This is a genomic window from Kribbella endophytica (genome assembly GCF_054781295.1).
The window spans coordinates 137,778-159,283 of sequence record NZ_BAAGUR010000002.1; the positions used below are offsets into that span (position 1 = coordinate 137,778).

The window sequence follows — 21,506 nt, forward strand, 5'->3', positions numbered from 1 at the left end:
ACGCTGCGTGTCTCGCCGATCGAGACCCCCGGTTCGACGGCCAGGCGGAGCTGTGCCTAAACTCGCTGGCATCATGCGGCACCAGATTCTCCTCCTTCGCTGCCGCGGCGAGGCCTGACCAGGCCGGTTCCCTCGCCGCGGAGTTCTGTCGTGCGCCGGTCGTCTGCGACCCGTAGTACAGCCTTCCCGAGGAGAACCCCGTGGCACCGAAGAACCAGCCTCAGCCCGTCCAGCAGCCGTCCGGGATGCCGGTAGCGCGCTACCGCGCCTTCCCCCCGATCGCCCTGCCGGACCGCACCTGGCCGACGAAGTCCGTCGAGCAGACCCCGCGCTGGCTGTCCACCGACCTGCGCGACGGCAACCAGGCCCTGGTCGAGCCGATGTCGCCGGCCCGCAAGCGCCGGATGTTCGACCTGCTGGTGAGGATGGGCTACAAGGAGATCGAGGTCGGTTTCCCCAGCGCCAGCCAGTACGACTTCGACTTCGTCCGCAGCCTGATCGAGGGTGACGCGATCCCCGAGGACGTGACGATCTCCGTCCTGACCCAGGCCCGCGAGGAGCTGATCGAGCGGACCGTGCAGTCGCTGCAGGGCTCGCCGAAGGCGACCATCCACCTGTACAACGCGACCGCGCCGCTGTTTCGCCGGGTGGTGTTCAACGTCGAGAAGGCCGAGTGCCTGAACATCGCCGTCCGCGGGACCGAGACCGTGATGAAGTACGCCGACGAGATGCTGGGCGACTGCGAGTTCGGCTACCAGTACAGCCCGGAGATCTTCACCGGCACCGAGATGGAGTTCGCGCTGGAGGTGTGCGAGGCGGTCAGCGACGTCTGGCAGCCTGCCGCCGGCCGCGAGATCATCCTGAACCTGCCGGCCACGGTCGAGATGTCCACGCCGAACGTGTACGCCGACCAGATCGAGTGGTTCGGCCGGAACCTCACCCGGCGCGAGCACAGCACGATCAGCCTGCACCCGCACAACGACCGCGGTACGGCGGTCGCCGCCACCGAGCTGGCGCTGATGGCCGGCGCGGACCGTGTCGAGGGCTGCCTGTTCGGCCACGGCGAGCGGACCGGCAACGTCGACCTGGTGACGCTGGGGATGAACCTGTTCAGCCAGGGCATCGACCCGCAGATCGACTTCTCCGACATCGACGAGATCCGTCGTACGGTCGAGTACTGCACGCAGATGCGGGTTCCCGAGCGGCAGCCGTACGCCGGTGACCTGGTCTACACCGCCTTCTCCGGCTCGCACCAGGACGCGATCAAGAAGGGCCTGGAGGCGCTGGACAAGCAGGCCGCGGCCGAGGGCCGTCCGGTCGGCGAGATCACTTGGGAAGCGCCGTACCTGCCGATCGACCCGAAGGACGTCGGCCGCTCGTACGAGGCCGTGATCCGGGTCAACTCGCAGTCCGGCAAGGGCGGCGTCGCGTACATCATGAAGTCCGAGCACCGTCTCGACCTGCCGCGCCGGCTGCAGATCGAGTTCAGCCGGGTCATCCAGCAGCACACCGACGCCGAGGGCGGCGAGGTCGGCCCGGGCGTGATGTGGGACATCTTCGCGGCCGAGTACCTGGCGCCGGGCAAGCTGTCACTGCTGACCGTGACGTCGAATTCCGGTGGCGAGGGCAACGAGACCGTCGCCGTGCAGGTCTACTCCAACGGCGTACCGCACGAGCTGACCGGCGAGGGCAACGGCCCGGTCTCGGCGTTCGTCGACGCGATCAAGCCGCTGAAGTACGACGTGCGCGTGCTGGACTACCACGAGCACGCCCTCTCGGCCGGCGGCGACGCCCTGGCCGCCGCGTACGTCGAGTGCGAGGTCGGCGACGAGGTCTTCTGGGGCGTAGGCCGAGACGCCAACATCCTCACTGCCTCGCTGAAGGCAGTCGTCTCAGCCATCAACCGCGCCACCCGGTAACCCGGGGGCGGAGCTCCCGCCCGCACCGCAGGTGCAGGGCCCCGGGGCTCGGCTCCCTCCCGCCCCTCTTCTTTCCACCCGCCCCCGTGCCCGCAGGGCACGGGGGCGGGTGAGAAATAGGTGGTGTTGTGGGGGCCGAGCTGGTTGGCTCGGCGGATGATTTCCGTGCGTGAGGTGGACCCGTTCGACGAGCCGACGTTCGGAAGCTGGTACGACGCCTTCCACGCGGCCGCCGTCGACCAGCGCCCCGCGGCGTTCGTCGCCAACCGCGACGCCATGACCTACTCCCTGCAGAACCCAGGCCCGGCCAAACGCCGCATCCCGGTCGGCGCCTTCGACGGAGACCGCCTGATCGGCGCGATGCTCTTCGAGTACCCCCTGATAGGCGACCCCGACACGGTCGACGTCGAGATCGACGTCCCACCGGCCGAACGCCGCCGCGGCGCCGGCACCATGTTGTGGCGCTGGGCAACTGCTCGCGCGGCGGAGCTGGGCCGCACCATCTTCCAGGCCGAGCTCGGCGTCCCGGCAACCAACGGCCCCTGGCCCGCCAGCGCGTTCGCCGCCGGCCTCGGGTTCACCATCGGCAACGTCGAGGACCACTTCGTCGTACCGCTCCCGTACGACGACGACCGCCTCGCCAAACTCACGACAGACGCCGGCGACCTCACCGGCTACCGCCTGACCTCCTGGGCCGGCCCCTGCCCCGAGGAGCACCTCCAGGCGTACGCCGACCTGAGAACCGCGATGGACCTCGACGTCCCCTCCGGCGAGATGACCCGCAACCCCGAGCCCTGGACCGTCGAGCGCCTGCGCCCCAACGAGGAGCGGATGGCGAAGAACTACCTCGCCCTCGTCACCATGGTTCACACCACCGACGGCGCCCCGGCCGGCTACACGCTCATCTACGTGATGCCCGGCGACCCGGACAACGTGATGCAGGACGACACCCTCGTCCTCCGCGACCACCGCGGCCACAATCTCGGCACCCACCTCAAACTGGCCAACCTCGCCCAGCTCGCCGAGCACCGCACCACCCAGACCCTCCTGCACACCTGGACGGCCAAATCGAACGGCCCGATGCAGAAGGTCAACGCCCGCTTCGGCTTCGAGTTCGCCGAAGAGCTCCACGAGCTCGAACGCCACACTCCGAACCTGCGCCCGGCCGCGCGCGCCGTCGTACTGGATCGCGACGACCGCATCCTGCTGCTCCGCTTCGCCTTCGGCGACCGCCCGGACGTGTGGGCCGCGCCAGGCGGCGGCGTCGAGCCGGGCGAATCATTGCTGCAGGCCCTCACTCGCGAACTGGTCGAGGAGATCGGCCTGACACCGCCCGCCGATCCGCCGCACCTGTGGCACCAGGAGGTTGTTGCCGAGGGCCACGCCGCCGGGTACGACGGCGTGATCAACGACTACTTCCTGGTCCGCGTCGACACCCACACCGCCGCCGGCACGATGTCGGCGGACGAGCTCCTGGCCGAGAACGTGCACGGCCATCGCTGGTGGACCCAGCAGGAGCTCGCGTCGTACGACGGCCCGGACGTCTTCTCCCCGCGCGCACTCCCGGCCTACCTGGCCGACCTGCTCGCCAGCGGACCGCCCACCTCACCGCACCTGATCGGCCTGTGACTACAGCCGGCGCTGCCAGCTGAGGTGGCCCTCGTCCATCGTCGCGTGGCCGTCGGCACCGGCGGCCACGCTTGGGTCGTGCGTGGCGATGATGACCGCGGCGCCACGCTCGGCCTCCTGGCGCAGTAGGTCCAGCACGCGTTCGCGATTGGTGCTGTCGAGTTCACTGGTCGACTCGTCGGCCAGTACGACGCGGCCCTGCTGGGCCAGCCCGCGCGCGACCGCGACCCGCTGCTGCTCGCCACCGGACAGCTCCTCGACCAGGTGGTCGCCGCTCTCCTCCAGCCCCACCGCCTTCAGGGCCTCGTCGATCACGTGGTCGACATCTTTCTTGCCCTCAGCAAGCAATGGCAGGGCAAGGTTCTCCCGAGCGGTCAGCACCCGCGCCAGCCCGTTGCCCTGAGGGATCAGTACGACGCCCTGCTTGGACGCGCCCGGTCGATCCACTACCGGTACGCCGTCGAGCTCGACCGTGCCCGACTTCGGCGCGACCGCCCCGGCCAATGCCCACAGCAACGAACTCTTGCCCGCGCCGGACGGCCCGCTGACCGCCAGCACGAACCCCGGCGGAACGCGGAGCGACACGTCCGCGACGGCCACCAGTTCGCCGTACACGACGGTGAGCCCGGTCGCGGTGATGCCCTGCTCGCTCATCGGGTGCCTTCCTGCTCGACCGGGCTGAGCCGGACCTCGCCGTCCTCGGTGGTCGTGACCCGGAGCAGAGTCCCCGGCGGCAGCAGGTCGGCCACGTGCGGTGGCAGCGGCAGCGAGCCGTCGCTGGCGACCACCGCGAACTCCTCGCCGGAGCGGCCCTCGGACGCGATCCGGCCGTCCCGGATGGTGATCGTCCGAGGCAACGCGGCGGCCACGTCCGGGTCGTGGGTGATCAGCAGCACCGTCATCCCGGTGGTCCGGTTGATGGTGGAGATCGCCGCGAGCACCTCGTCGCGGGCCTGGTGGTCGAGCTGGCTGGTGGGCTCGTCGGCCAGCAGCAGCCCGGGGAAGGTGGCGATCCCGACCGCGACGGCGGTGAGCTGGATCTGCCCCGGGGTGAGCGTGCCGAGCGGCGCCTTCGCCTGCTCAGTCAGGCCGACCAGTTCCAGCACCTCCTCCGGCGACGGCAGGTCCCGGTCACGCGGCGCGGCGCGCTGCGCGTACCGGATGTTGTCGATCGGCGTCAGGTACGGGATCAGGTTGCGCCCGGCGCCCTGCAGCACGATGCCGACGTCGGCCGCGCGCATCCGGTCCAGCTCCGCCTCGGTCATCGTGGCGACGTTGTGGTCGCCGATGTGCAGCCGCCCGGCGCTCGGCGTGAGCAGCCCGCCGCACAGCTGCAGCAGTGTCGACTTGCCCGCACCGGACGGCCCGAGCAGGCCGACCAGCTCGCCCGGCCGGACGTTGATCCCGATGCCGGACAGCGCGGCGACGTCGTGGCCCTGGCTGCGGTAGATGTGCACCAGTCCGCTGGTGCTGATCGCGAGCCCGCTCATGACAGCTCCTCCTTGATCCGGCTGTAGCCGGCCCGGCGGTTCACTCCGGAACCGAGCAGCAGGGTCGTCACGGTCAGGACGACGGTCCCGATCAGCCACAGCACGCCCGCGACGGCCCAGTTGGTGCCCAGGTCGAGCGGGATCGGCGACGGTTCGGCGGTCTCGGCGAACAGCGGGATCAGCGGCAACGCGACCTTCGCGCCGACCACCCCGCAGATCGAACCGAGCAGCACAGCCAGTGCGACCGGTCCGGTCTGCTCCCATCGAGCGGCCCGTCCGGTCGTCGAGGCCGGTACGCCGGTGATCCTGAGGCTCGCGTAGTCCTGCGCCCGCGAGCGCCACGAGGTGACCACCATCAGCAGCAGCACGATGATCGCCAGCGACCAGCCGGCCACCCCGATGATCGGCGTGAGCTGCAGTGCGAGCGCACTGGCCGAACGTCCGTACGCCGCCTCGCGGTCGGCGCTGCGGTCGACCAGTTGCGCCTGGAACCCGGCCTTCCTCAGCGCCGCGATCGCCTCGTCGGCCTTGGCCACGCCCTCGTCGTTCAGCCAGACCTCGAACGACATGCTGCGCAGGGCAACGGTTCCGCCCAGCCGGCGCATCGTCTCCAGGTCGACCACCGCCGACCGCTCGGGGTACCGGTTGATCGGTGCCGTGAGCCGGTCGACCGAACTGATCCGGAACGCAATCCCGTCCAGGCCCGGCACGGTCAGATTGTCGGACCACGGGTATCCGCGGGTGACCAGCGAGGGGACCAGCGGTGGGACCGAGCCGTGCTGGAGCAGGGTCTCCAGCGCGATGCTGGTGACGTACAGCGTGAGTCCGCCGGCCGGTCCGTCCTTCGCGCTGATCGCTCCGGTCTTCTCGCTGAGCTGCGGGATCTCCTCCCAGTCCGACGCCTTGCCGAGTGAGAGGGCCGGCTTCTCGGCGGTGCCGAGCTTGCTGATCGTCACCTCGCCCTCGATGCCCGACTGGTCGTCGAGGCCACGGGCGATGCCGATCCGCAGCAGCTGGCAGCCGCCGCCACACGGGATGCTCGTCGAGAGGTTGACCGTGCGCCCGGGGACCAGCGGCAGCGGTGGGAAGTTGGCAACGTACCGGCCGCCGTCGCGGAGGCTGACCACCGTGGCCTGGACGATCACCGACTTCGCGGGGTCCTGATCCGGCGGCGGCGTCCCGTTGATGGTCTCCGGGATGACCGGCTTCATCGGGCCGGTGCTCGCCGTCACGTGCAGCTTGTCGCCACGCAGGTCGATCGGCGTCGGCTCCCGCCGCGCGGTGACCTGGGCGAAGCCGTCCGGGTCGGTCAGCTCGTCGCCGCGGAAGGCGATCCGGCGGAAGCTGTCCGGCTCGATCATCATGGTCCGCAGGGAGTCCGGGGCGGTCGTCGTACCGATGATGACGGGGGAGAGCCACTGCCGGTCGCGGTCCAGGTCGTCGAGCACCTTGGTGAAGTCGCCGAGGCTGCCGGGGCTGACATCGAGTACGCCGGGAGCGCCGGCCTCGTAGCCGGCGCGGGTGTCGCGGTTGTGAGCAGCAACTGACGCGGCCTGGCCGGCGAACGACACCAGCGCGGTCGCCACGGCGACGACCGCCACGATGCGGGTGACCGCAGGTCGGCGTGAGACCTGCAGGGCGCCGAGGGCGAGTCCAAGTCGCCCAGCGCGCAGGGCCTGCCGGCTGATCATGGCCGCGGCCGGGAGCAGCAGGTGCGCGAAGGTCAGACCGACTGCCAGGGCCAGCAGGGTCGGCGTGAGCACCGGCAGCGGACCGCGGCCGCCTCCAGTGAGCGCACCGACCAGTCCGGCGGTCGCGAGGACGATGATGGCGACATCCACGGCCGCCACGGTCCTGCCGCGGCGGCGGGGCACCACGCGACGCAGCAGCGTGGAGATCGGCTGGCGGGCGATCGACCGTACGGTCCACGCCACCACGGTCAGACCGATCACCAGGGCGAGGCCCAGCGCGGCCGGGACCGTCCAGTGGAACTCGAGTGGAGACCCTCCGTTGAGCCAGGTCGCCCGGACCGCCAGCAGCAGTCCGAAGCCGGACACCAGGCCGAGGAGCATTCCGATCGCCACTGGCGCGCCGAGCTCCACTGCGAGTGTGCGCCCGGCCCTGCGCGCGCTGGAGCCCCGCAGCCTGGCTACGGCGAGCTCAGGTCTGCGCTGGTCGACCACTGCGGCCAGCGCCAGTGCCAGGACGACCACGCCGAACAGCGCGACCTGGACCATCACCAGCGGGATGATCGTCGCCGCCTGCTTGCGTTCGGCATCGATCGAGTCGATCAGGCTGGTCAGCGCGGAGGCGTTGGAGGCGTTGTACTCGAGTTCGCCGGCGTTCGCCTGGACCTCGTTGGTGGCGGCCTTGAGCCGGTCCAGGTCCTTCAGACGGGTGAGGCCGGGCAGCGGCCGGGTGTCGAGGGTGTTGCGGTGTCCCCACGCGTTCTGGTCGAAGGTGTCCCGGGCAGTGAGCAGGTAGTCGAGCTTGCCGGGGTCCTCACCGGTCTGCGGGTAGGAGTGCCCGGTCGGCGGGCGGCCGAACCAGTAGACGTCCTTTGCGTCCACCGGCCGGTACAGGCCGACCACGGTGAGCTTCCCGCTGCCGACGTACTGCTCCGGGACGATGTCGAGGCGCTGCCCGAGCTTGACCTCGTGGTTCTCGACGTCCGCCAGCGACGCCACCACTTCGTTGGGCGCGGTCGCGCACCGTCCGGCGGTCAGCGTCAGCCGCTCGCAGAACCCGTCGCGCCACACGATCCGGACCCCCGGCTTCGGATCGGTGATGTGGGGGCCGGTGATCCAGCTGACGTCGACGTGCGAGCCGTACACGGGCGTGCTGAACAGCGGCCGGACGTCGGCCGGTACGAGGTTCTGCAGCTTCTCCGGCGCGGTCGGCGTACTGGTGATGCGGCTCGTCGGCGGCGGCAGCGCCTCCATCTGCCAGGCGGCCGCGAGCGGCTGGTTGGTCAGCATCTCGGTCGTCACGGTCTGCTCGACCGACCGCGAGAACCAGGGCGCGAAGGTGGCGCACGTGCCGATCAGCAGACTGACCCCGGCCAGCACGACCGCCTGGGACCATCGGTACCGCAACGCTCGGCCCAGAAACATCTTTTCCGTACCCCCCAGCAGTGCGTGGAACCCTGACGAGAACTTACGGACTGGCCGGTGTCACGTCAGGAAGTCGACGGCGACCGATGCGGTTTCGTTGCGCACCCTGTCGGCCACGAGCAATAGTTGCTACTGAGTGATACCTGCCTGTCACCGTGGGTCGATACGGCGGGGGCTTCGTCGCGTCAGGGATGCTTGTCCCATGACGGATCCGAAGGTCACGCTGGAGCTGGACAGGCCGCAGGGTGGATCACTCGACGCACTGATGGCACTGCCCGCCGGCGAGGTGCGCGCGTACGCCGTACTGGCGCACCGCGCACCGGGCTCGGTGGACGTGATGACCGAGGTCCTGACCCGGGCCGGCATCGCCGTGCTCGCCTTCGAGATCGGCGCGGCCGGGGCGGTCGCGGACGTCGTGCTGGCGGCGTACCACCTGCGCGCGAACTTCGAGCCGCCGGAGATCCTGATCGGCCACTCGCTCGGCGGGGTCGCCGTCCTGTCGGCCTCGCACCTGGTCCCGGAGATCCGCGCCGTCGTGACGATCAACGCGCCGGCCGGCGAGATCCCGCCGCCGCGCACCGCGCTGCTGGTGATGCACGCGCCGAACGACCAGCAGGTCGGCATCCAGAACGCCGGCCACCTGTTCGTCGCGGCCCGGCACCCGAAGTCGTTCATCGCCCTCGACGGCGCCGACCACTCGCTGTCGGCCGCCGCCGACGCCCTCTACGTCGCGTCGATGATCGGCGCCTGGGTCTCGCGGTACTTGACCATGCCCGCCCCGCCGGAGGTCGCGCCGGCACCGCCTGCACCGCCCGAGGTCGCGCCCGCGCCGTCCGCGCCGGCGGAGGTTGCGCCCGCTCCGCCCAAGGTTGCGTCGGCGTCGTCCCCGCCGCCGGAGGTCGCGTCCGTGTCGTCCGTGCCGCCCGAGGTGGCGGTGGCGCCGTCCGTGCCGCCGGCCGTCGCGTCCGGGCTGACGTTCGGCCACCACGTCCTCGTCCGAGAGAACGGCGCGCCGTACGCCCAGACGATCGTCGCCGGCCGCCACCACCTCACCGCCGACGAACCCGTCCCCTTGGGCCGCGACACCGGCCCCACGCCGTACGACCTGCTGCTCGCGTCCCTCGGCTCCTGCACGTCGATGACCATCCGCATGTACGCCGACCGCAAACAGATCCCCCTCCGCGACGTCTCCGTCGAGCTCCGCCACGCCCGCATCCACGCCAAGGACTGCGAAACCTGCGAAACCACCAACGGCATGCTCGACCGCATCGACCTCCGCATCAAACTAGACGGCGACCTCACCGAGGAACAACGCGAAAAACTCCTAGCCATAGCCGGCAAGTGCCCGGTCCACCGAACCCTCCACTCAGAAATCCAAATCCGCACAGCCATGGTGGACTGAGGTTGTTGGTCCACGTACGGCGCTCACGGGGAGAGACCGGTTTCTTGTCTCACGGGGCCGGGCCCCTCGACGTACGAGCGGGCGAACGGGGGTAAGTTCGGACGCATGCGTGAATCCCAGCTCGGAGATCTGACCGTTTCCGCCCTCGGCCTCGGCTGCATGGGGATGTCCCAGTCGTACGGCACCGGCGACGACGCCGAGTCGATCGCGACGGTGCACGCGGCGATCGATGCCGGGTGCACCTTTCTCGACACCGCCGACGTGTACGGCGACGGCGCCAACGAGGAGCTGCTCGGCCGTGCGCTCGCCGGCCGCCGCGACGAGGTGGTGCTGGCGACGAAGTTCGGCTTCCGCCGCGACAGCGCCGGCGACCAGGTCCCGAACGTCGTCAACGGCACCCCCGAGTACGCGCGGGAAGCCATCGACGCCTCGCTGCGCCGCCTCGGCGTCGACCACGTCGACCTCTGGTACCTGCACCGCCGCGACCCCAACGTCCCGATCGAGGAGACCGTCGGCGCGATGGCCGAGGCCGTCACCGCCGGCAAGGTCCGCTACCTCGGTCTCTCGGAGGTCAACGGCGAGACCGTCCGCGCCGCTCACGCCGTGCATCCGATCAGCGCCGTCCAGAGCGAGTGGTCGCTGTGGACCCGCGACCCCGAGACCGTCGTCCTGCCGACGCTGCGCGAGCTCGGCATCGGGTTCGTCCCGTTCAGCCCGCTCGGCCGCGGCTTCCTCACCGGCCAGATCAAGTCGCCCGCCGACTTCGGCCCCGACGACATGCGCGCGAGCATGCCCCGCTTCACCGGCGACAACTTCCAGAAGAACCTCGACCTGGTCGACGAGGTGAAGGCCCTCGCCGCCGCCCGCAACGTCACCGCCGGCCAGTTCGCCCTCGCCTGGCTCCTTGCCCAGGGCAACGATATCGTGCCGATCCCCGGCACCAAGCGCCGCAAGTACCTGGCCGAGAACCTCGCCGCCGTCGACCTCACCCTCACCCCCGAGGAGCTCACCACCCTCAACAACGCCTTCCCCCCGGATGCGGCCGCCGGCACCCGCTACAACGAAGCCGGCCTGAAAATGGTCGGCAAGTGAGCCCGTACGGCGAGGAGGGCAGCCCCGCCGCACCTACCCCCGGCGCCATCCCCACTGCTTCAACCGGCGCCGCCGCGGCGAGCACCTCGAGCCGCGTGCCCGGCGCTCTCAGCGGCGAGCAACCACTGATCGCCGTGACCGGCTCCACCGGAACGCTCGGCTCGAAGGTCGCGCGCCAGTTGGCCGACGCCGGCGTACACCAGCGCCTGCTGGTCCGCGACCCGGCCAGAGCCCCCGAGCTAGAAGGGAGCGAGATCGCCCAAGCGCCGTACGGCGAACACAACGCCCTCCTCAACGCCCTCGACGGCGTCCACACGCTCCTCCTGCTCAGCGCCACCGAGTCCGCCGACCGCGTCTCCTTGCACAAGGCAACGATCGACTCGGCCGTCGCCGCCGGCGTCCAGCACATCGTCTACACCTCCTTCGTCGGCGCCGCACCGAACGCGACGTTCACCTTCGCGCGCGACCACTGGCACACCGAGCAGCACCTCCGCGCGACCGGCATCGACTTCACGTTCCTCCGCGACAACCTGTACCTCGACTTCATCCCCGGCTTCGTCGGCGAGGACGACGCCATCCGGGGCCCGGCCGGCGACGGCCATGTCGCCGCCGTACTCCGCGACGACGTCGCCGCAGCCGCCACGCAGGTCCTCCTCGACCCGGCAGCACACACCGGTACGACGTACGACCTCACCGGCCCGACGGCCTTCACGCTCACCGAAGCCGCCGCCGTCCTCAGCGAAACCCACGGCCGCAAGATCCGCTACGAACCGGAGACCCTCGACGAGGCCTACCGCTCCCGCGAACGCTTCGGCGCCCCCGCCTGGGCGGTCGCCGGCTGGGTCACGTCGTACGCCGCCATCGCCAGTGGCGAACTCAGCGCCGTCAGCCCCGCCGTCGAACAGCTCACCGGCCGCAAGCCCACCGGCCTCGCCGAGTACGCCAACTCGCTCTGACTGTCGGACCCGTTTGAGACACTGTCCCCGTGCCGCTCTACCGTGACGAAGCCATCGTGCTCCGAACCCAGAAACTGGGCGAAGCCGACCGCATCGCCACCCTCCTGACCCGCCAGCACGGCAAGATCCGCGCCGTCGCCAAGGGCGTACGCCGTACGACGTCCCGCTGGGGCGCCCGCCTGGAGCCCTTCAGCCACGTAGACCTCCAGCTCGCCACCGGCCGCACCCTGGACGTGGTCACCCAGGCCGTCTCCATCGCGGCGTACGGCGAAGGCATCGTCTCCGACTACGCCCGCTACACCACCGGCACGGTTCTCCTCGAAACAGTCGACCGCCTCGTCGTAGAGGAGAAAGAGCCAGCCACCCAGCAGCACCTCTTACTAGCCGGAGCCCTGAGAGTCCTCTCCACCGGAGAACGAGAACCCGGCCTGATCCTCGACTCCTTCCTCCTCCGCTCCCTGGCCATCTCCGGCTACGCCCCCTCCTTCGGCGACTGCGCCAAGTGCGGCGAAGAAGGCCCCCACCGAGCCTTCAACCCCTCAGCAGGCGGCGTGGTCTGCAGCGCCTGCCGCCCACCCGCCTCCGCCATGCCCGCCCCCGCCACCATCACCCTCCTGGCCGCCCTCCTCACCGGCGACTGGCCCACCGCAGAACGCACCGACCCCAAAACCCGCCGAGAAGCCGACACCCTGGTAGCCGCCTTCGCAGCCTGGCACCTAGACCGCCTCCGCTCCCTCCGGCATCTGGACCTCTCCATCACCCCAGGGACCCCCCTCCCCGGCACCGAAGCGGTCAACTAGCCCGGGCAAATTGCAACAACCTGCAGCCTCCAGCCTGCCGCTCCGACCCCTGTGGACAACCCCAACGCCACGAACTACCCGTATGGCAGAGTTATACGGTCAGTAGTCGCACAGGCCAGTGGAGGCGCATCAATGATCGGCCGGCTCATCGCGGTCACCCTCGCAGTAGCCGTCGCCTTGACCGCCTGCGACAGCAACGCCGGCGGCAGTGCCACCCCACCACCGTTCACCCCCTCGGCTGCGCCGACGACTGCGAGCACTCCAACGGATCCGTCGGCAGCGGCCGGCGTTGCCGCCGTGGAGGCCTACAAGCGATACCGCCAGGTGATCGACACGATGACGGGCAGCGGCGGCACCGACGTCAAGGACCTGCCGTCGGTCACGACCGGCCTCGAACTCGAGGCATCGAAGAACCAGGCTGTGACCTACCAAGGGCGGAAGGTCCACACCGTCGGTCAGATCAAGGTGCTCTGGGCTCGCCCGGGCACGATCTCGGCGCCGGTGGACGGCAAGGTCGTCGCGGTGTCGGTTCAGGCTTGCTACGACACCACGAACATCAAGGCCGTCGACGCTGCGGGAAAGAACGTCCGGCCCCCTGGCACTCCGGACCGCTGGCTGGACAACCGGGAAGTGAAGTTCGTCGGCGGAAGCTGGAAGGTCGCCAACGGGCGAAATCAGGCGGCCAAATGTTGATCGCGACCGCGTTGACCGCGGTGCTGATCGGCGCAAGTATCCCGGCCGGACACATTCCGCTGGCGCCTGCCACCGCACTCGCTGGCCCCGACTGCGACCTTGACGCTGCTTCGGGTCTCTGCAGGATCAAGGTGGTCAAGCCCGAGAAGCCCGGAGCGCAGAACAACGGCAAGCCCGGGACCAAGGCCGTGAAGTCCGGGTGCCAGCGGGAGGGAAAACCGCTGCCATGCACAGCTCCCGAAGGGGTCTGGGACCCTGCCACATCGTGCTACCTGAAGCAGGAGGCTAAGCCGCAGCTGCTCGGCAGCCCGGGGGAGATCAAGCCGGCAGTACGTTCTACCGATGCTTCTACGTGTACGACGTCGTCAACGGGAAGGCCGAGGGGATCGAAAGGTTCGACTCGGTGATTCGGGAACCGGGGGAGGCTCCGACCAGGGATCCTCGAGAGGTGGCTCAGGAGGTTGTGGACGACATGAACTTCGTGGCGCCGCAGCTGGGTCTGTCGCCGTTTGTGCAGAGCGCGCGGCGAGAGGGCGTCGTGAATTCACCAGTCTGGATGTGGGTCACCGATCCCGGTGAGAGCACGACTGGACCGTTGTCTGCGCGAGCAACTCTTGGCGGCGTGACGATCGCGGCCACAGGGACGTTGGCCCGGATCGAATGGTCGATGGGTGACGGGGAAACGGTCAGCTGCAAAGGCGCTGGTACGCCGTTCGACCGATCGGCGATGGAGGGCAAGTCTCTGAAGGAAGTGCCCGCGTCGCCGACCTGCGGGCACAAGTACGTGAAGACCTCTCGCTGCGAGAAGGGCGGCACGTTCCCGGTCGGCGCCACGGCGTACTGGAACGTCCACTGGACCGGCGGCGGCATCGAGGGCGACATCCCCCTGCAGTTCAGCCGCTCGACCTCGCTCGCGGTGGTGGATCTGCGACCGGTCCTCGTGGCGCCTGACGGTGCCGGCGATCCGCAGGTCAGCTCGCCTGCGCGCTCTTGCTCTTGAGCCACTCGGGAATGCGTTCGGCACGGCTCTGGTTCAGTTGCGCCTGAGGCCATGCCGGCTAGCGGCTCGTGGTCGAGCCGCTCCAGGGATCCTCATCGAGGAGTTCTCGGATCCCCTAGGCTCGCACTGTCCGGAGATTGTTGCCCCAGGCAATCACTGTGGCGAGGTCCACCCAGTCGACCGAGTCTGTTGATCGGAAGGGCACCGCGCCTTCGGCGGCGTAGGCGCGCAGGTCGTCGCGGCCATGCTGATCGCGTCTGCTGCCTCGTCTATTGGCAGTTCGGGGCGTAGTGGGGAGATTTATTGCCATGCCGGCTCGCATTGCCTCAAGCACGTGCTGGACTGCCGCGAACGCGAGGGGAGGAAGGTCTTCTCGTACGCCGTCCGGACCGACGACGAAGGGGCCGTCGGAGGTGATCCGTCGTTCGTCCGCGTCCAACAGGTAGATCCGCGCCTCGCTCGTGGGGCCAGGCATGGGCAGAGTTTTGTCAGGCGTGGGCTTTCTGCGACCGGGTTCGCTCTGGCTGCAGGCGACGGCGGAGGCCTGGTCCGAGGTCGCGTCGCCGTGCTGCGGCCCTCAGCAGGGAGTCTTTGCAGCTTGGCGACGGCGTTCTCGACTGCGGGGAACGGAACTGCCGGCTTATCGGGCCTCGGTGAGCAACCGGGAGCCGGGCTGCCGCGTCACGTGGCCGCCGCTGCTGGCCGGCGTCAGGCACGCACGCCAAGGTCCGTCCCGGCACCCGCTGACCGCCCTGTGGTGCGTGGCTGTAGGGATTCGGTGATCGGTGGATCGGTCCTGCGGAGGTCAGCAGTTCGCGGTACTGGGTGGGGCGGGGGCTTGGGCGTTGCTGTTGGGGTCGACGAGGACCGGTACTGCTTCGCCGATTCGTAGTTGGGTGTTGGCGGACTGGGTCATGGGGATTTGGCCGGTGTCGCCGAGGGTGCTTTCCCAGGTGATGTCCCAGTGGGTGGTGGCGGTGATGGGGTAGTTGCAGTTGGGTTGGGTGTGGGAGGTTTTGGTGTAGCGGTGGCCGCAGTCGGGGGAGTCTTTGATGCCGGAGGACTTGGTGTACGGGGTGCCGGCGGTTTCGCAGCGGAGGGTTTTGCCGTCGCCGAGGGACCAGTTGACGGCTTTGACCTGGGCCTTCACGTTGACGGTGAGGCCGGGGACGCTGGCTGAGCGGGTGATCGGGCCCCAGGTGTTCTCGGATTTTGTGAGCCAGAGCCAGACGGGCATGTTGACGAGGCCGATCTGACCGGGGCCTGGGGTGGTTTGGATCTGGGGTTTGCCGAGCTTCATCTCGGCGATGGCGCGGTAGACGAGCGTCAACGGGTCGACGACCTCGATGTCGGGTTCGCCTTGGATCCAGATGAAGCGGGTGACGAGGTGGCGGCCTTCGTCGTAGCCCTGCTCGCGCACGCAGGCCCAGACGCTGCCCTTGGTGAGGTCCTTGCCCGTCCAGATGGGGCTGTCGTACGGCGGGGGAGGATCCATCCGCTGCAGGTAGCACTGGTGGGTGTTGGACCAGTTGCCGAGATCGGACGTGCAAGCCTGTGGGGCTCCGCCGAAGTTGCAGACGCGCTTCGTGACCTGTTGGGTCTTTCCAGGCTCCTGCTCCGATTCCTTCTTACCGTCGTCGGTGACCTCCGACTTCAATTGGAAGTAGCAGGTGTGCAACGCCGCCACGCAGACCCGTTCGTACCCGGGAGGAGGGTCGCCTTCGGCAAACGCATTCGGCATAGCCCAAGAGCTCGACAGCAGGCCGAGCGTCAAGGCGAAGGTTGCGGCGGCTCTCAGCAATTGGTTGCACCTTCCTCCTCGACCAGGTACCAGGCCTTGGCCTGGCTGGTGGACGTCGGCGCGAACACGAGTTTCGCCTGAGCCTTCTTGCGCTTCCCGTCGTCACCGGCGGTGGTTACCGGTTTGCCCGTCTTCCTGATGATCGTGGTCGTCTTCGAACTATCGATGCAGCTGGTCAGGTGCACCTCCGGCCGCTCGCCGGCGAGCTTGACCGACTGGGCGACCACCGAGTCCACGGCAACGTCGCCCTTCTGGTACCACCCCTGGTCCTTGAGGAACTTCAGGTCGCCGATGACCGAGATCAGCCACGGATCGCCGTTGCCGGCCTTCAGGAGCGAGTCCCGTGTGGCCGCGCGAGGGTCGTGGAACGCCTGGTTGATCGCGCTGCGGGCGGAGAGGTAGCGGGCCTGGGCGGCGTTGATCGCCTGCTGCTCCTCCTCGGTCCACTGCGGTGTTGACGGCGTACCAGGGCTCGTTGTCGTCGGCGTGCTGCTGGGCGGAGTCGTGTCTGGGCGGCCCGCTTCGGGGGAAGGGCTGGTGCAGGACGCCAAGGGCAGGGCCAGGGACAAAGTGGCGGCTGCGAGGGTGAGTCGGCGGGGCATGCGGGTCGGCTCCTGGGGCAGCGGGGGTTGCGGACAGTGCAAGGGTTTCATACGGGGCGTGGTGGGGGGCCGGGGTTATCCACAGGTTGCAGGTTGTTGCGGGGGTGAGGGGGTGGCGGGAAGTTGCCGGTTCAAGTAAGGGGAGGGTTGGTGGGCGGCGCGAGCAGGGGATGGGGGAAAATCTCAGGCATGTCGCCACTGGGTCGTCGTCGGGTTGTGGAGCGCGGGCGTCGGGGGGAGGTGGTTGCGCCGGAGCCGCATCCTTCGGGGGCGGTGCCGCCGAAGGTGCCGGAGGAGTTGGTGCCTCGGCACGTGGCGATCGTGATGGACGGGAACGGGCGGTGGGCCAAGCAGCGGGGGTTGCCGCGGACCGAGGGGCACAAGGCGGGGGAGGCCTCGCTGCTGGACGTGATCAAGGGCGGGATCGAGATCGGGGTGAAGTACATCTCGGCGTACGCGTTCTCGACCGAGAACTGGGCGCGCTCGCCTGAAGAAGTGCGGTTCCTGATGGGGTTCAACCGGGACGTGATCCACCGGCGGCGCGACGAGCTCGACGCGATGGGGGTGCGGGTCGTCTGGTCGGGGCGCCGGCCGCGGTTGTGGAAGAGCGTGATCGACGAGCTCGAGGACGCGCAGGAGCGGACGAAGGACAACGACACGATCACCCTGCAGTTCTGCGTGAACTACGGCGGGCAGGCCGAGATCGCCGACGCGATGAAGTCGATCGCCGGTGAGGTTGCTGCAGGCAAGCTTCGGCCGGACCGGATCACGGAGAAGACGATCGCCAAGCACCTGTACCACCCGGAGGTTCCGGAGGTGGACCTGTTCGTGCGGTCGTCGGGCGAGCAGCGGACGTCGAACTTCCTGGTCTGGCAGTTGGCGTACGCCGAGATGGTGTTCCTGGACACGCTGTGGCCCGACTTCGACCGGCGTGATCTGTGGCGGGCGATCGAGCTCTACGCCCAGCGGGACCGCCGGTACGGCGGGGCAGTACCCAACGAGGTCGCTAAGTAGCAGGTCACCGGTTCCGGGGGGAAGGCAACAACCCGCGCTCGATCGCGACCGTGACCGCGTGGGTGCGGTCGTCGACGTCCAGCTTGGTGAACAGGCGCTGCAAGTGCGTCTTCACCGTCGCCTCGCCGATGAACAGTTCGCGCCCGATCTCGGCGTTGCTCAACCCCCGAGCCACCGCGGCCAGCACTTGCAGTTCGCGCGGCGAAGGCTGCGCGGCGGCGGCAGGCGCCGGCGTACGCAAACGCGACATCAACCGTGCCGCGACCGGCGGCGCCAGCACCGTCTCACCACGCGAAGCGGCGCGGATCCCGTCGAGCAGTTCGGCATGCGGGGTGTCCTTCAGCAGATACCCCGCAGCGCCCGCCTCGACGGCGTGCAGGATGTCCGTGTCTGTGTCGTACGTCGTGAGCACGAGCACCTTCGTCGCCGGATAGCCCGATACGATCGCGCCGGTCGCCGAGACCCCGTCGCGCCGCGGCATCCGCAGGTCCATCAGTACGACGTCCGGCCGGGTCGACTCGACGAGCGCGAGGGCCTCCTCGCCGTCGCCGGCTTCGCCGACCACCTCGATGTCGTCGGTGACGGCGAGCATGCCGGTCAGCCCGGAGCGGACGATGGGGTGGTCGTCGACCACCAGAACCCGCACGGTCACGATGTCTCCTCCAGACCCGTCGACGAAAGGACGCGCTCAGTCACGAGCTCTCCCGACCTGTCGAAGGAAGGACGCCAGCTCTCCCGTCGACGAACGACCTGCACAGTCACGAGCTCTCCCGATCTGTCGACGATCGACCTGCACGGTCACGAGTTCTCCCGACCCGTCGACGCTGCCCAGCGCGGTCACGAGCTCTCCTGACTGCTCGAAGGGATGAGGACCTGCACGCGGGTTCCGCGCCCCGGCGCGCTCTCCACCTGCACGCTCCCGCCGGACTCCTCGACCCGCCCGCGCATCGCGGCCAGTCCGTACCCGGCGGCAGCCGCCGACGGCTCGAAGCCGGTCCCGTCGTCCGACACCGAGATCCCGACCCCGTCGGCCGACATCGTCAGCGTGATCAGCACCGTCGTCGCCCCCGCGTGCTTGCGTACGTTCGCCAGGGCCTCCTGCGCCGCCCGCAGCAGCACCACCTGCTGACCCTGCGGCAGCGCGGCGACCTCTTCGTCGGGCATGTCCAGCGACACCTGTACGTCGACGCCCGTCTCCGCCGCGAACCGTTCCGCCTGCCGCCGCAGCACCTCGGTCAACGTTGCCTCCGACAACGCGACCGGCGTGAACGCGGCCACCAGCGCGCGGGCCTCGGCCAGGTTCTCCCGGGCGGTGTCCTCGATCGCACTCAGGCGACCGGCAACAGCGAAAGCACCGCCGCGCGAGAGCTCGACCGAAGCGGTCTGCGCGAGCATCACGATGCTGGTCATCCCCTGCGCGAGCGTGTCGTGGATCTCCCGCGCCATCCGCTCCCGCTCGGCCATCACGCCCGCCGAGTGGTGGGCCTCGGCGAGCTCGTCGCGGGTCGACTCCAGCTCCTCGATCAGGTCGGCCCGCTGCTGGCTCTGCGCGATCACCCGGTCGATCCAGATCCCCAGCATCGAGCTGACCAGCAGGCTGATGATCATCCACGGGAGAATCGACCAGAAGGCGTCGGTGGTCCAGCCGGCCGCCCACAGCTGAGCGGTGCCGACGGCAACCAGCAGCGTCAGCGTCAGCACGATGGCGTCGAGCGTCCGGTGACTCAGCAGCCAGATCTGCGGCGAGACGATGAACAGGATGAACACCGACTGCGGGAAGATCCCGACGGCTCCGGCGATGCAGGCGATCATCAGCAGCCGGTAGACGTTCGACAGCAGCCGGTTCCGCGAGAGCATCGCGGGCATCGCGAGGAACCGGTACCCCAGCGCCAGCGCGGCCATCAGGATCAGGTACGCCGTCCGGCGGTCGGAGCTGAGCTCTGACGAGGTCGCCGCGCCGATGACGACCACCACCAGCATCGCGTAGAACACGACGTGCCAGCCGACGAGCGTCCGGATCCAGACCGGCTGCTGGTCGCGCGAAATGGGCTGCATACCCCCTATCTTCCGCCAGAACCCGCAGTCGTCCACGCGACGCACGGTTCCGGCGGAAGCGTGGAGGACCATCAGCCGGCGTCCCGGCGGGTCCAGCGGAAGACCCGCTGGGCGACGACCAGCCCGACCACGAGCCAGAGCGAGAGCACGATCGCACCGGTCCCGAGCTGCCAGGAGCCGCCCGGCTCGGTCGCCTCGAAGCTGTCCGGCAGGAACACCGACCGCATGCCCTGGGCCAGCCACTTCAGCGGGAAGAACTCGGACACGGTCCGCATCCAGGACGGCAGGCTGCTGTAGACGAAGTAGACGCCGGAGATGAACTGCAGCAGCAGGACGACGGGGGTCACCACGGCCGAGGCGGCCTTGCCGGACTTCGGTACGACGCTGAACGCGATCCCCAGCACCGAGCCGGACGCCGTGCCGAGCACGAAGATCCACAGGAAGTTCAGCCACTTCGACGGCTCCGAGGGGATGTCCACGCCGAGCAGCAGCCCGGCGATCGCCAGCAGCAGGCCGAACTGGGCGATCGAGGTGGTCAGGACCAGCCCGATCTTGCCGATGAAGTACGACTGCGGCGACATCGGCGTACCGCGCAGGCGCTTGAGCAGGTCCTCGTCGCGTTCCATCGCGATCGTGATCGCGAGCGACTGGAAACTGGTCAGGAAGATGCCCGAGGCGATCATGCCCGGCGTGAAGTACGTCGCGGCGTCGACGCCGTCGGCGAAGCCGGTGCCGCTGAAGACGGCCGAGAAGATGCCGAGAAAGATGATCGGGAAGAAGAAGGTGAAGATCAGCTGCTCCTTCTCGCGGAAGAACTGCTTCACCTCCAGCGCGGTCCGGGACAGCCCGACCTGTACGACGGACGGCAGCGGGCGGGTCGGCGCGGTGGTGCTCATCGGGTTGCTCCTTCGAGGGCGGCCGGCTGAACGGCGCCGATCAGGTCCAGGTAGATGTCTTCGAGGCTCGGCCGGCGGACCTGCAACTCGGGTACTTCGCCGCCGAACCGGGCCATCAGCCGCGCGACCTCCGCGGTCGGCTCGTCGGTCCGGAGCTCGTGCGCGCCGTCGGCGTCCAGCCAGGACACCCGCGCGGTCCGCGCTCCACGACCACCGAGCGTGTCCGGCGTCGCGACCTCGAGCATCTGCCCGTCCGCGATCACGCCGACCCGGTCGGCCAGGTGCTCGGCCTCGTCCAGGTAGTGGGTGGTGAGCAGGATCGTCGTACCGCTGGTGCGCAGGTTCTCGATCAGGGTCCAGAACTGGCGGCGCGCCTCGGGGTCGAAACCGGTGGTCGGCTCGTCCAGAAACAGCAGTTCCGGGTTGCCGATGACGCCGAGCGCGACGTCGAGCCGGCGGCGCTGACCGCCGGACAGCTTCCGGGTCCGGGTCTTGGCCTTCTCCTCGAGCCCGACCGACGCGATCACCTCGGCGGGGTCGCGCGGGTTCGGGTAGTAGCCGGCGAAGTGCTGGACCAGCTCGGCGACCGACAGCTCGGCCTCGTCGCGCGACGACTGCGCCACGATCCCGACGCGGGCCCGCCAGTGCCGGTCGGCGTGCGCCGGGTCGATGCCGAGGACCTGGACGTCGCCCTCGTCGGCGCTGCGGTACCCCTCCAGGATCTCGGTGGTCGTGGTCTTGCCGGCGCCGTTCGGGCCGAGCAGGGCGAACACCTCACCGTGCCGGATGTCCAGGTCCACGCCGGCGACGGCGACCTTGTCCGGGTACCGCTTGACGAGTCCGCGGACCCGCACTGCCAAGTCGTTGTCGGTCATGGCTCAAGCTTCGCGGCCGCAGCCGGTACGCCGGGAGCACCGGACGGCGTACCGGCTGTCCCCCGACCGGTGGACACGACGCCGTCCCCCGATGCCGTACGGCGCAGGCGCCGATCCCGTTCGGCGGCGGCCCGGCGCGCCGCGCCCGGTCTACCGGCGGGACCGACCC

General features: G+C 69.4%; 19 protein-coding genes. 9 read left to right on the forward strand and 10 right to left on the reverse strand.

Annotated features, from left to right (window positions below; genetic code table 11):
• Nucleotides 1-245: 245 nt before the first annotated feature.
• Together leuA and ACYVIO_RS19275 are read left to right on the forward strand one after the other, a co-directional pair.
• Entirely contained in the window at nt 246-1,919 is a 1,674-nt protein-coding gene (gene leuA / locus ACYVIO_RS19270; protein WP_460653547.1) for a 2-isopropylmalate synthase, read from the forward strand.
• Nucleotides 1,920-2,075: 156 nt separating this feature from the next.
• Nucleotides 2,076-3,548, forward strand: coding sequence for a GNAT family N-acetyltransferase (locus tag ACYVIO_RS19275; RefSeq protein WP_460652217.1), 1,473 nt, complete (start codon nt 2,076-2,078; stop codon nt 3,546-3,548).
• Here ACYVIO_RS19275 and ACYVIO_RS19280 read toward each other — a convergent pair whose 3' ends face one another.
• The 3 genes from ACYVIO_RS19280 to ACYVIO_RS19290 are packed head-to-tail and all read right to left on the reverse strand — an operon-like array spanning nt 3,549 to nt 8,151.
• The gene (locus ACYVIO_RS19280; protein ID WP_460652218.1) at nt 3,549-4,202 is read right to left on the reverse strand and encodes an ABC transporter ATP-binding protein; all 654 of its coding nucleotides are present in this window, start codon (nt 4,200-4,202) and stop codon (nt 3,549-3,551) included.
• Entirely contained in the window at nt 4,199-5,038 is an 840-nt protein-coding gene (locus tag ACYVIO_RS19285; protein ID WP_460652219.1) for an ABC transporter ATP-binding protein, read from the reverse strand. Before ACYVIO_RS19285 ends, ACYVIO_RS19280 begins: the two co-directional genes overlap by 4 nt.
• Nucleotides 5,035-8,151 (reverse strand): FtsX-like permease family protein, encoded by a 3,117-nt coding sequence (locus tag ACYVIO_RS19290; protein WP_460652220.1) that lies wholly within the window; start codon nt 8,149-8,151, stop codon nt 5,035-5,037. Before ACYVIO_RS19290 ends, ACYVIO_RS19285 begins: the two co-directional genes overlap by 4 nt.
• A gap of 202 nt (nt 8,152-8,353) precedes the next feature.
• On the opposite strand from ACYVIO_RS19290, the gene ACYVIO_RS19295 reads away from it, so the two are divergent.
• From ACYVIO_RS19295 to ACYVIO_RS19320, 6 genes are all read left to right on the forward strand, one after another.
• Nucleotides 8,354-9,553 (forward strand): bifunctional alpha/beta hydrolase/OsmC family protein, encoded by a 1,200-nt coding sequence (locus tag ACYVIO_RS19295; RefSeq protein WP_460652221.1) that lies wholly within the window; start codon nt 8,354-8,356, stop codon nt 9,551-9,553.
• 105 nt (nt 9,554-9,658) lie between these two features.
• Entirely contained in the window at nt 9,659-10,645 is a 987-nt protein-coding gene (locus ACYVIO_RS19300) for an aldo/keto reductase (RefSeq protein ID WP_460652222.1), read from the forward strand.
• The gene (locus ACYVIO_RS19305; protein WP_460652223.1) at nt 10,642-11,601 is read left to right on the forward strand and encodes an SDR family oxidoreductase; all 960 of its coding nucleotides are present in this window, start codon (nt 10,642-10,644) and stop codon (nt 11,599-11,601) included. Before ACYVIO_RS19300 ends, ACYVIO_RS19305 begins: the two co-directional genes overlap by 4 nt.
• A 29-nt stretch (nt 11,602-11,630) precedes the next feature.
• Entirely contained in the window at nt 11,631-12,401 is a 771-nt protein-coding gene (recO, locus tag ACYVIO_RS19310) for a DNA repair protein RecO (RefSeq protein ID WP_460652224.1), read from the forward strand.
• A gap of 132 nt (nt 12,402-12,533) precedes the next feature.
• Nucleotides 12,534-13,094, forward strand: coding sequence for a hypothetical protein (locus tag ACYVIO_RS19315; RefSeq protein ID WP_460652225.1), 561 nt, complete (start codon nt 12,534-12,536; stop codon nt 13,092-13,094).
• Between the two features lie 448 nt (nt 13,095-13,542).
• Nucleotides 13,543-14,094: a hypothetical protein gene (locus tag ACYVIO_RS19320; RefSeq protein WP_460652226.1), complete on the forward strand. Its 552-nt coding sequence runs from the start codon at nt 13,543-13,545 to the stop codon at nt 14,092-14,094.
• Between the two features lie 115 nt (nt 14,095-14,209).
• Here ACYVIO_RS19320 and ACYVIO_RS19325 read toward each other — a convergent pair whose 3' ends face one another.
• The 3 genes from ACYVIO_RS19325 to ACYVIO_RS19335 all read right to left on the reverse strand — a co-directional run bounded on the left by ACYVIO_RS19325 (nt 14,210) and on the right by ACYVIO_RS19335 (nt 16,497).
• The gene (locus ACYVIO_RS19325; RefSeq protein ID WP_460652227.1) at nt 14,210-14,569 is read right to left on the reverse strand and encodes a hypothetical protein; all 360 of its coding nucleotides are present in this window, start codon (nt 14,567-14,569) and stop codon (nt 14,210-14,212) included.
• A gap of 330 nt (nt 14,570-14,899) precedes the next feature.
• On the reverse strand, nt 14,900-15,835 hold the full coding sequence (locus ACYVIO_RS19330) for a hypothetical protein (protein WP_460652228.1): 936 nt from the start codon (nt 15,833-15,835) through the stop codon (nt 14,900-14,902).
• Nucleotides 15,836-15,888: 53 nt separating this feature from the next.
• Nucleotides 15,889-16,497 (reverse strand): hypothetical protein, encoded by a 609-nt coding sequence (locus ACYVIO_RS19335; protein ID WP_460652229.1) that lies wholly within the window; start codon nt 16,495-16,497, stop codon nt 15,889-15,891.
• 189 nt (nt 16,498-16,686) lie between these two features.
• On the opposite strand from ACYVIO_RS19335, the gene ACYVIO_RS19340 reads away from it, so the two are divergent.
• A complete protein-coding gene (locus ACYVIO_RS19340) occupies nt 16,687-17,511 on the forward strand; it encodes an isoprenyl transferase (RefSeq protein ID WP_460652230.1) in 825 nt (274 codons plus the stop codon).
• A gap of 4 nt (nt 17,512-17,515) precedes the next feature.
• On the opposite strand, the gene ACYVIO_RS19345 is transcribed toward ACYVIO_RS19340, so the two are convergent.
• From ACYVIO_RS19345 to ACYVIO_RS19360, 4 genes are all read right to left on the reverse strand, one after another.
• On the reverse strand, nt 17,516-18,166 hold the full coding sequence (locus ACYVIO_RS19345) for a response regulator transcription factor (protein WP_460653548.1): 651 nt from the start codon (nt 18,164-18,166) through the stop codon (nt 17,516-17,518).
• Between the two features lie 182 nt (nt 18,167-18,348).
• Nucleotides 18,349-19,566, reverse strand: a complete 1,218-nt coding sequence (locus ACYVIO_RS19350) for a sensor histidine kinase (protein ID WP_460652231.1) — start codon at nt 19,564-19,566, stop codon at nt 18,349-18,351.
• A 71-nt stretch (nt 19,567-19,637) separates the two neighbouring features.
• Nucleotides 19,638-20,462 (reverse strand): ABC transporter permease, encoded by an 825-nt coding sequence (locus ACYVIO_RS19355; RefSeq protein WP_460652232.1) that lies wholly within the window; start codon nt 20,460-20,462, stop codon nt 19,638-19,640.
• Nucleotides 20,459-21,337 carry an ABC transporter ATP-binding protein gene (locus ACYVIO_RS19360; protein ID WP_460652233.1) on the reverse strand — a complete coding sequence of 293 codons (879 nt, stop codon included), beginning with the start codon at nt 21,335-21,337 and terminating at the stop codon, nt 20,459-20,461. Before ACYVIO_RS19360 ends, ACYVIO_RS19355 begins: the two co-directional genes overlap by 4 nt.
• Nucleotides 21,338-21,506 lie beyond the last annotated feature (169 nt).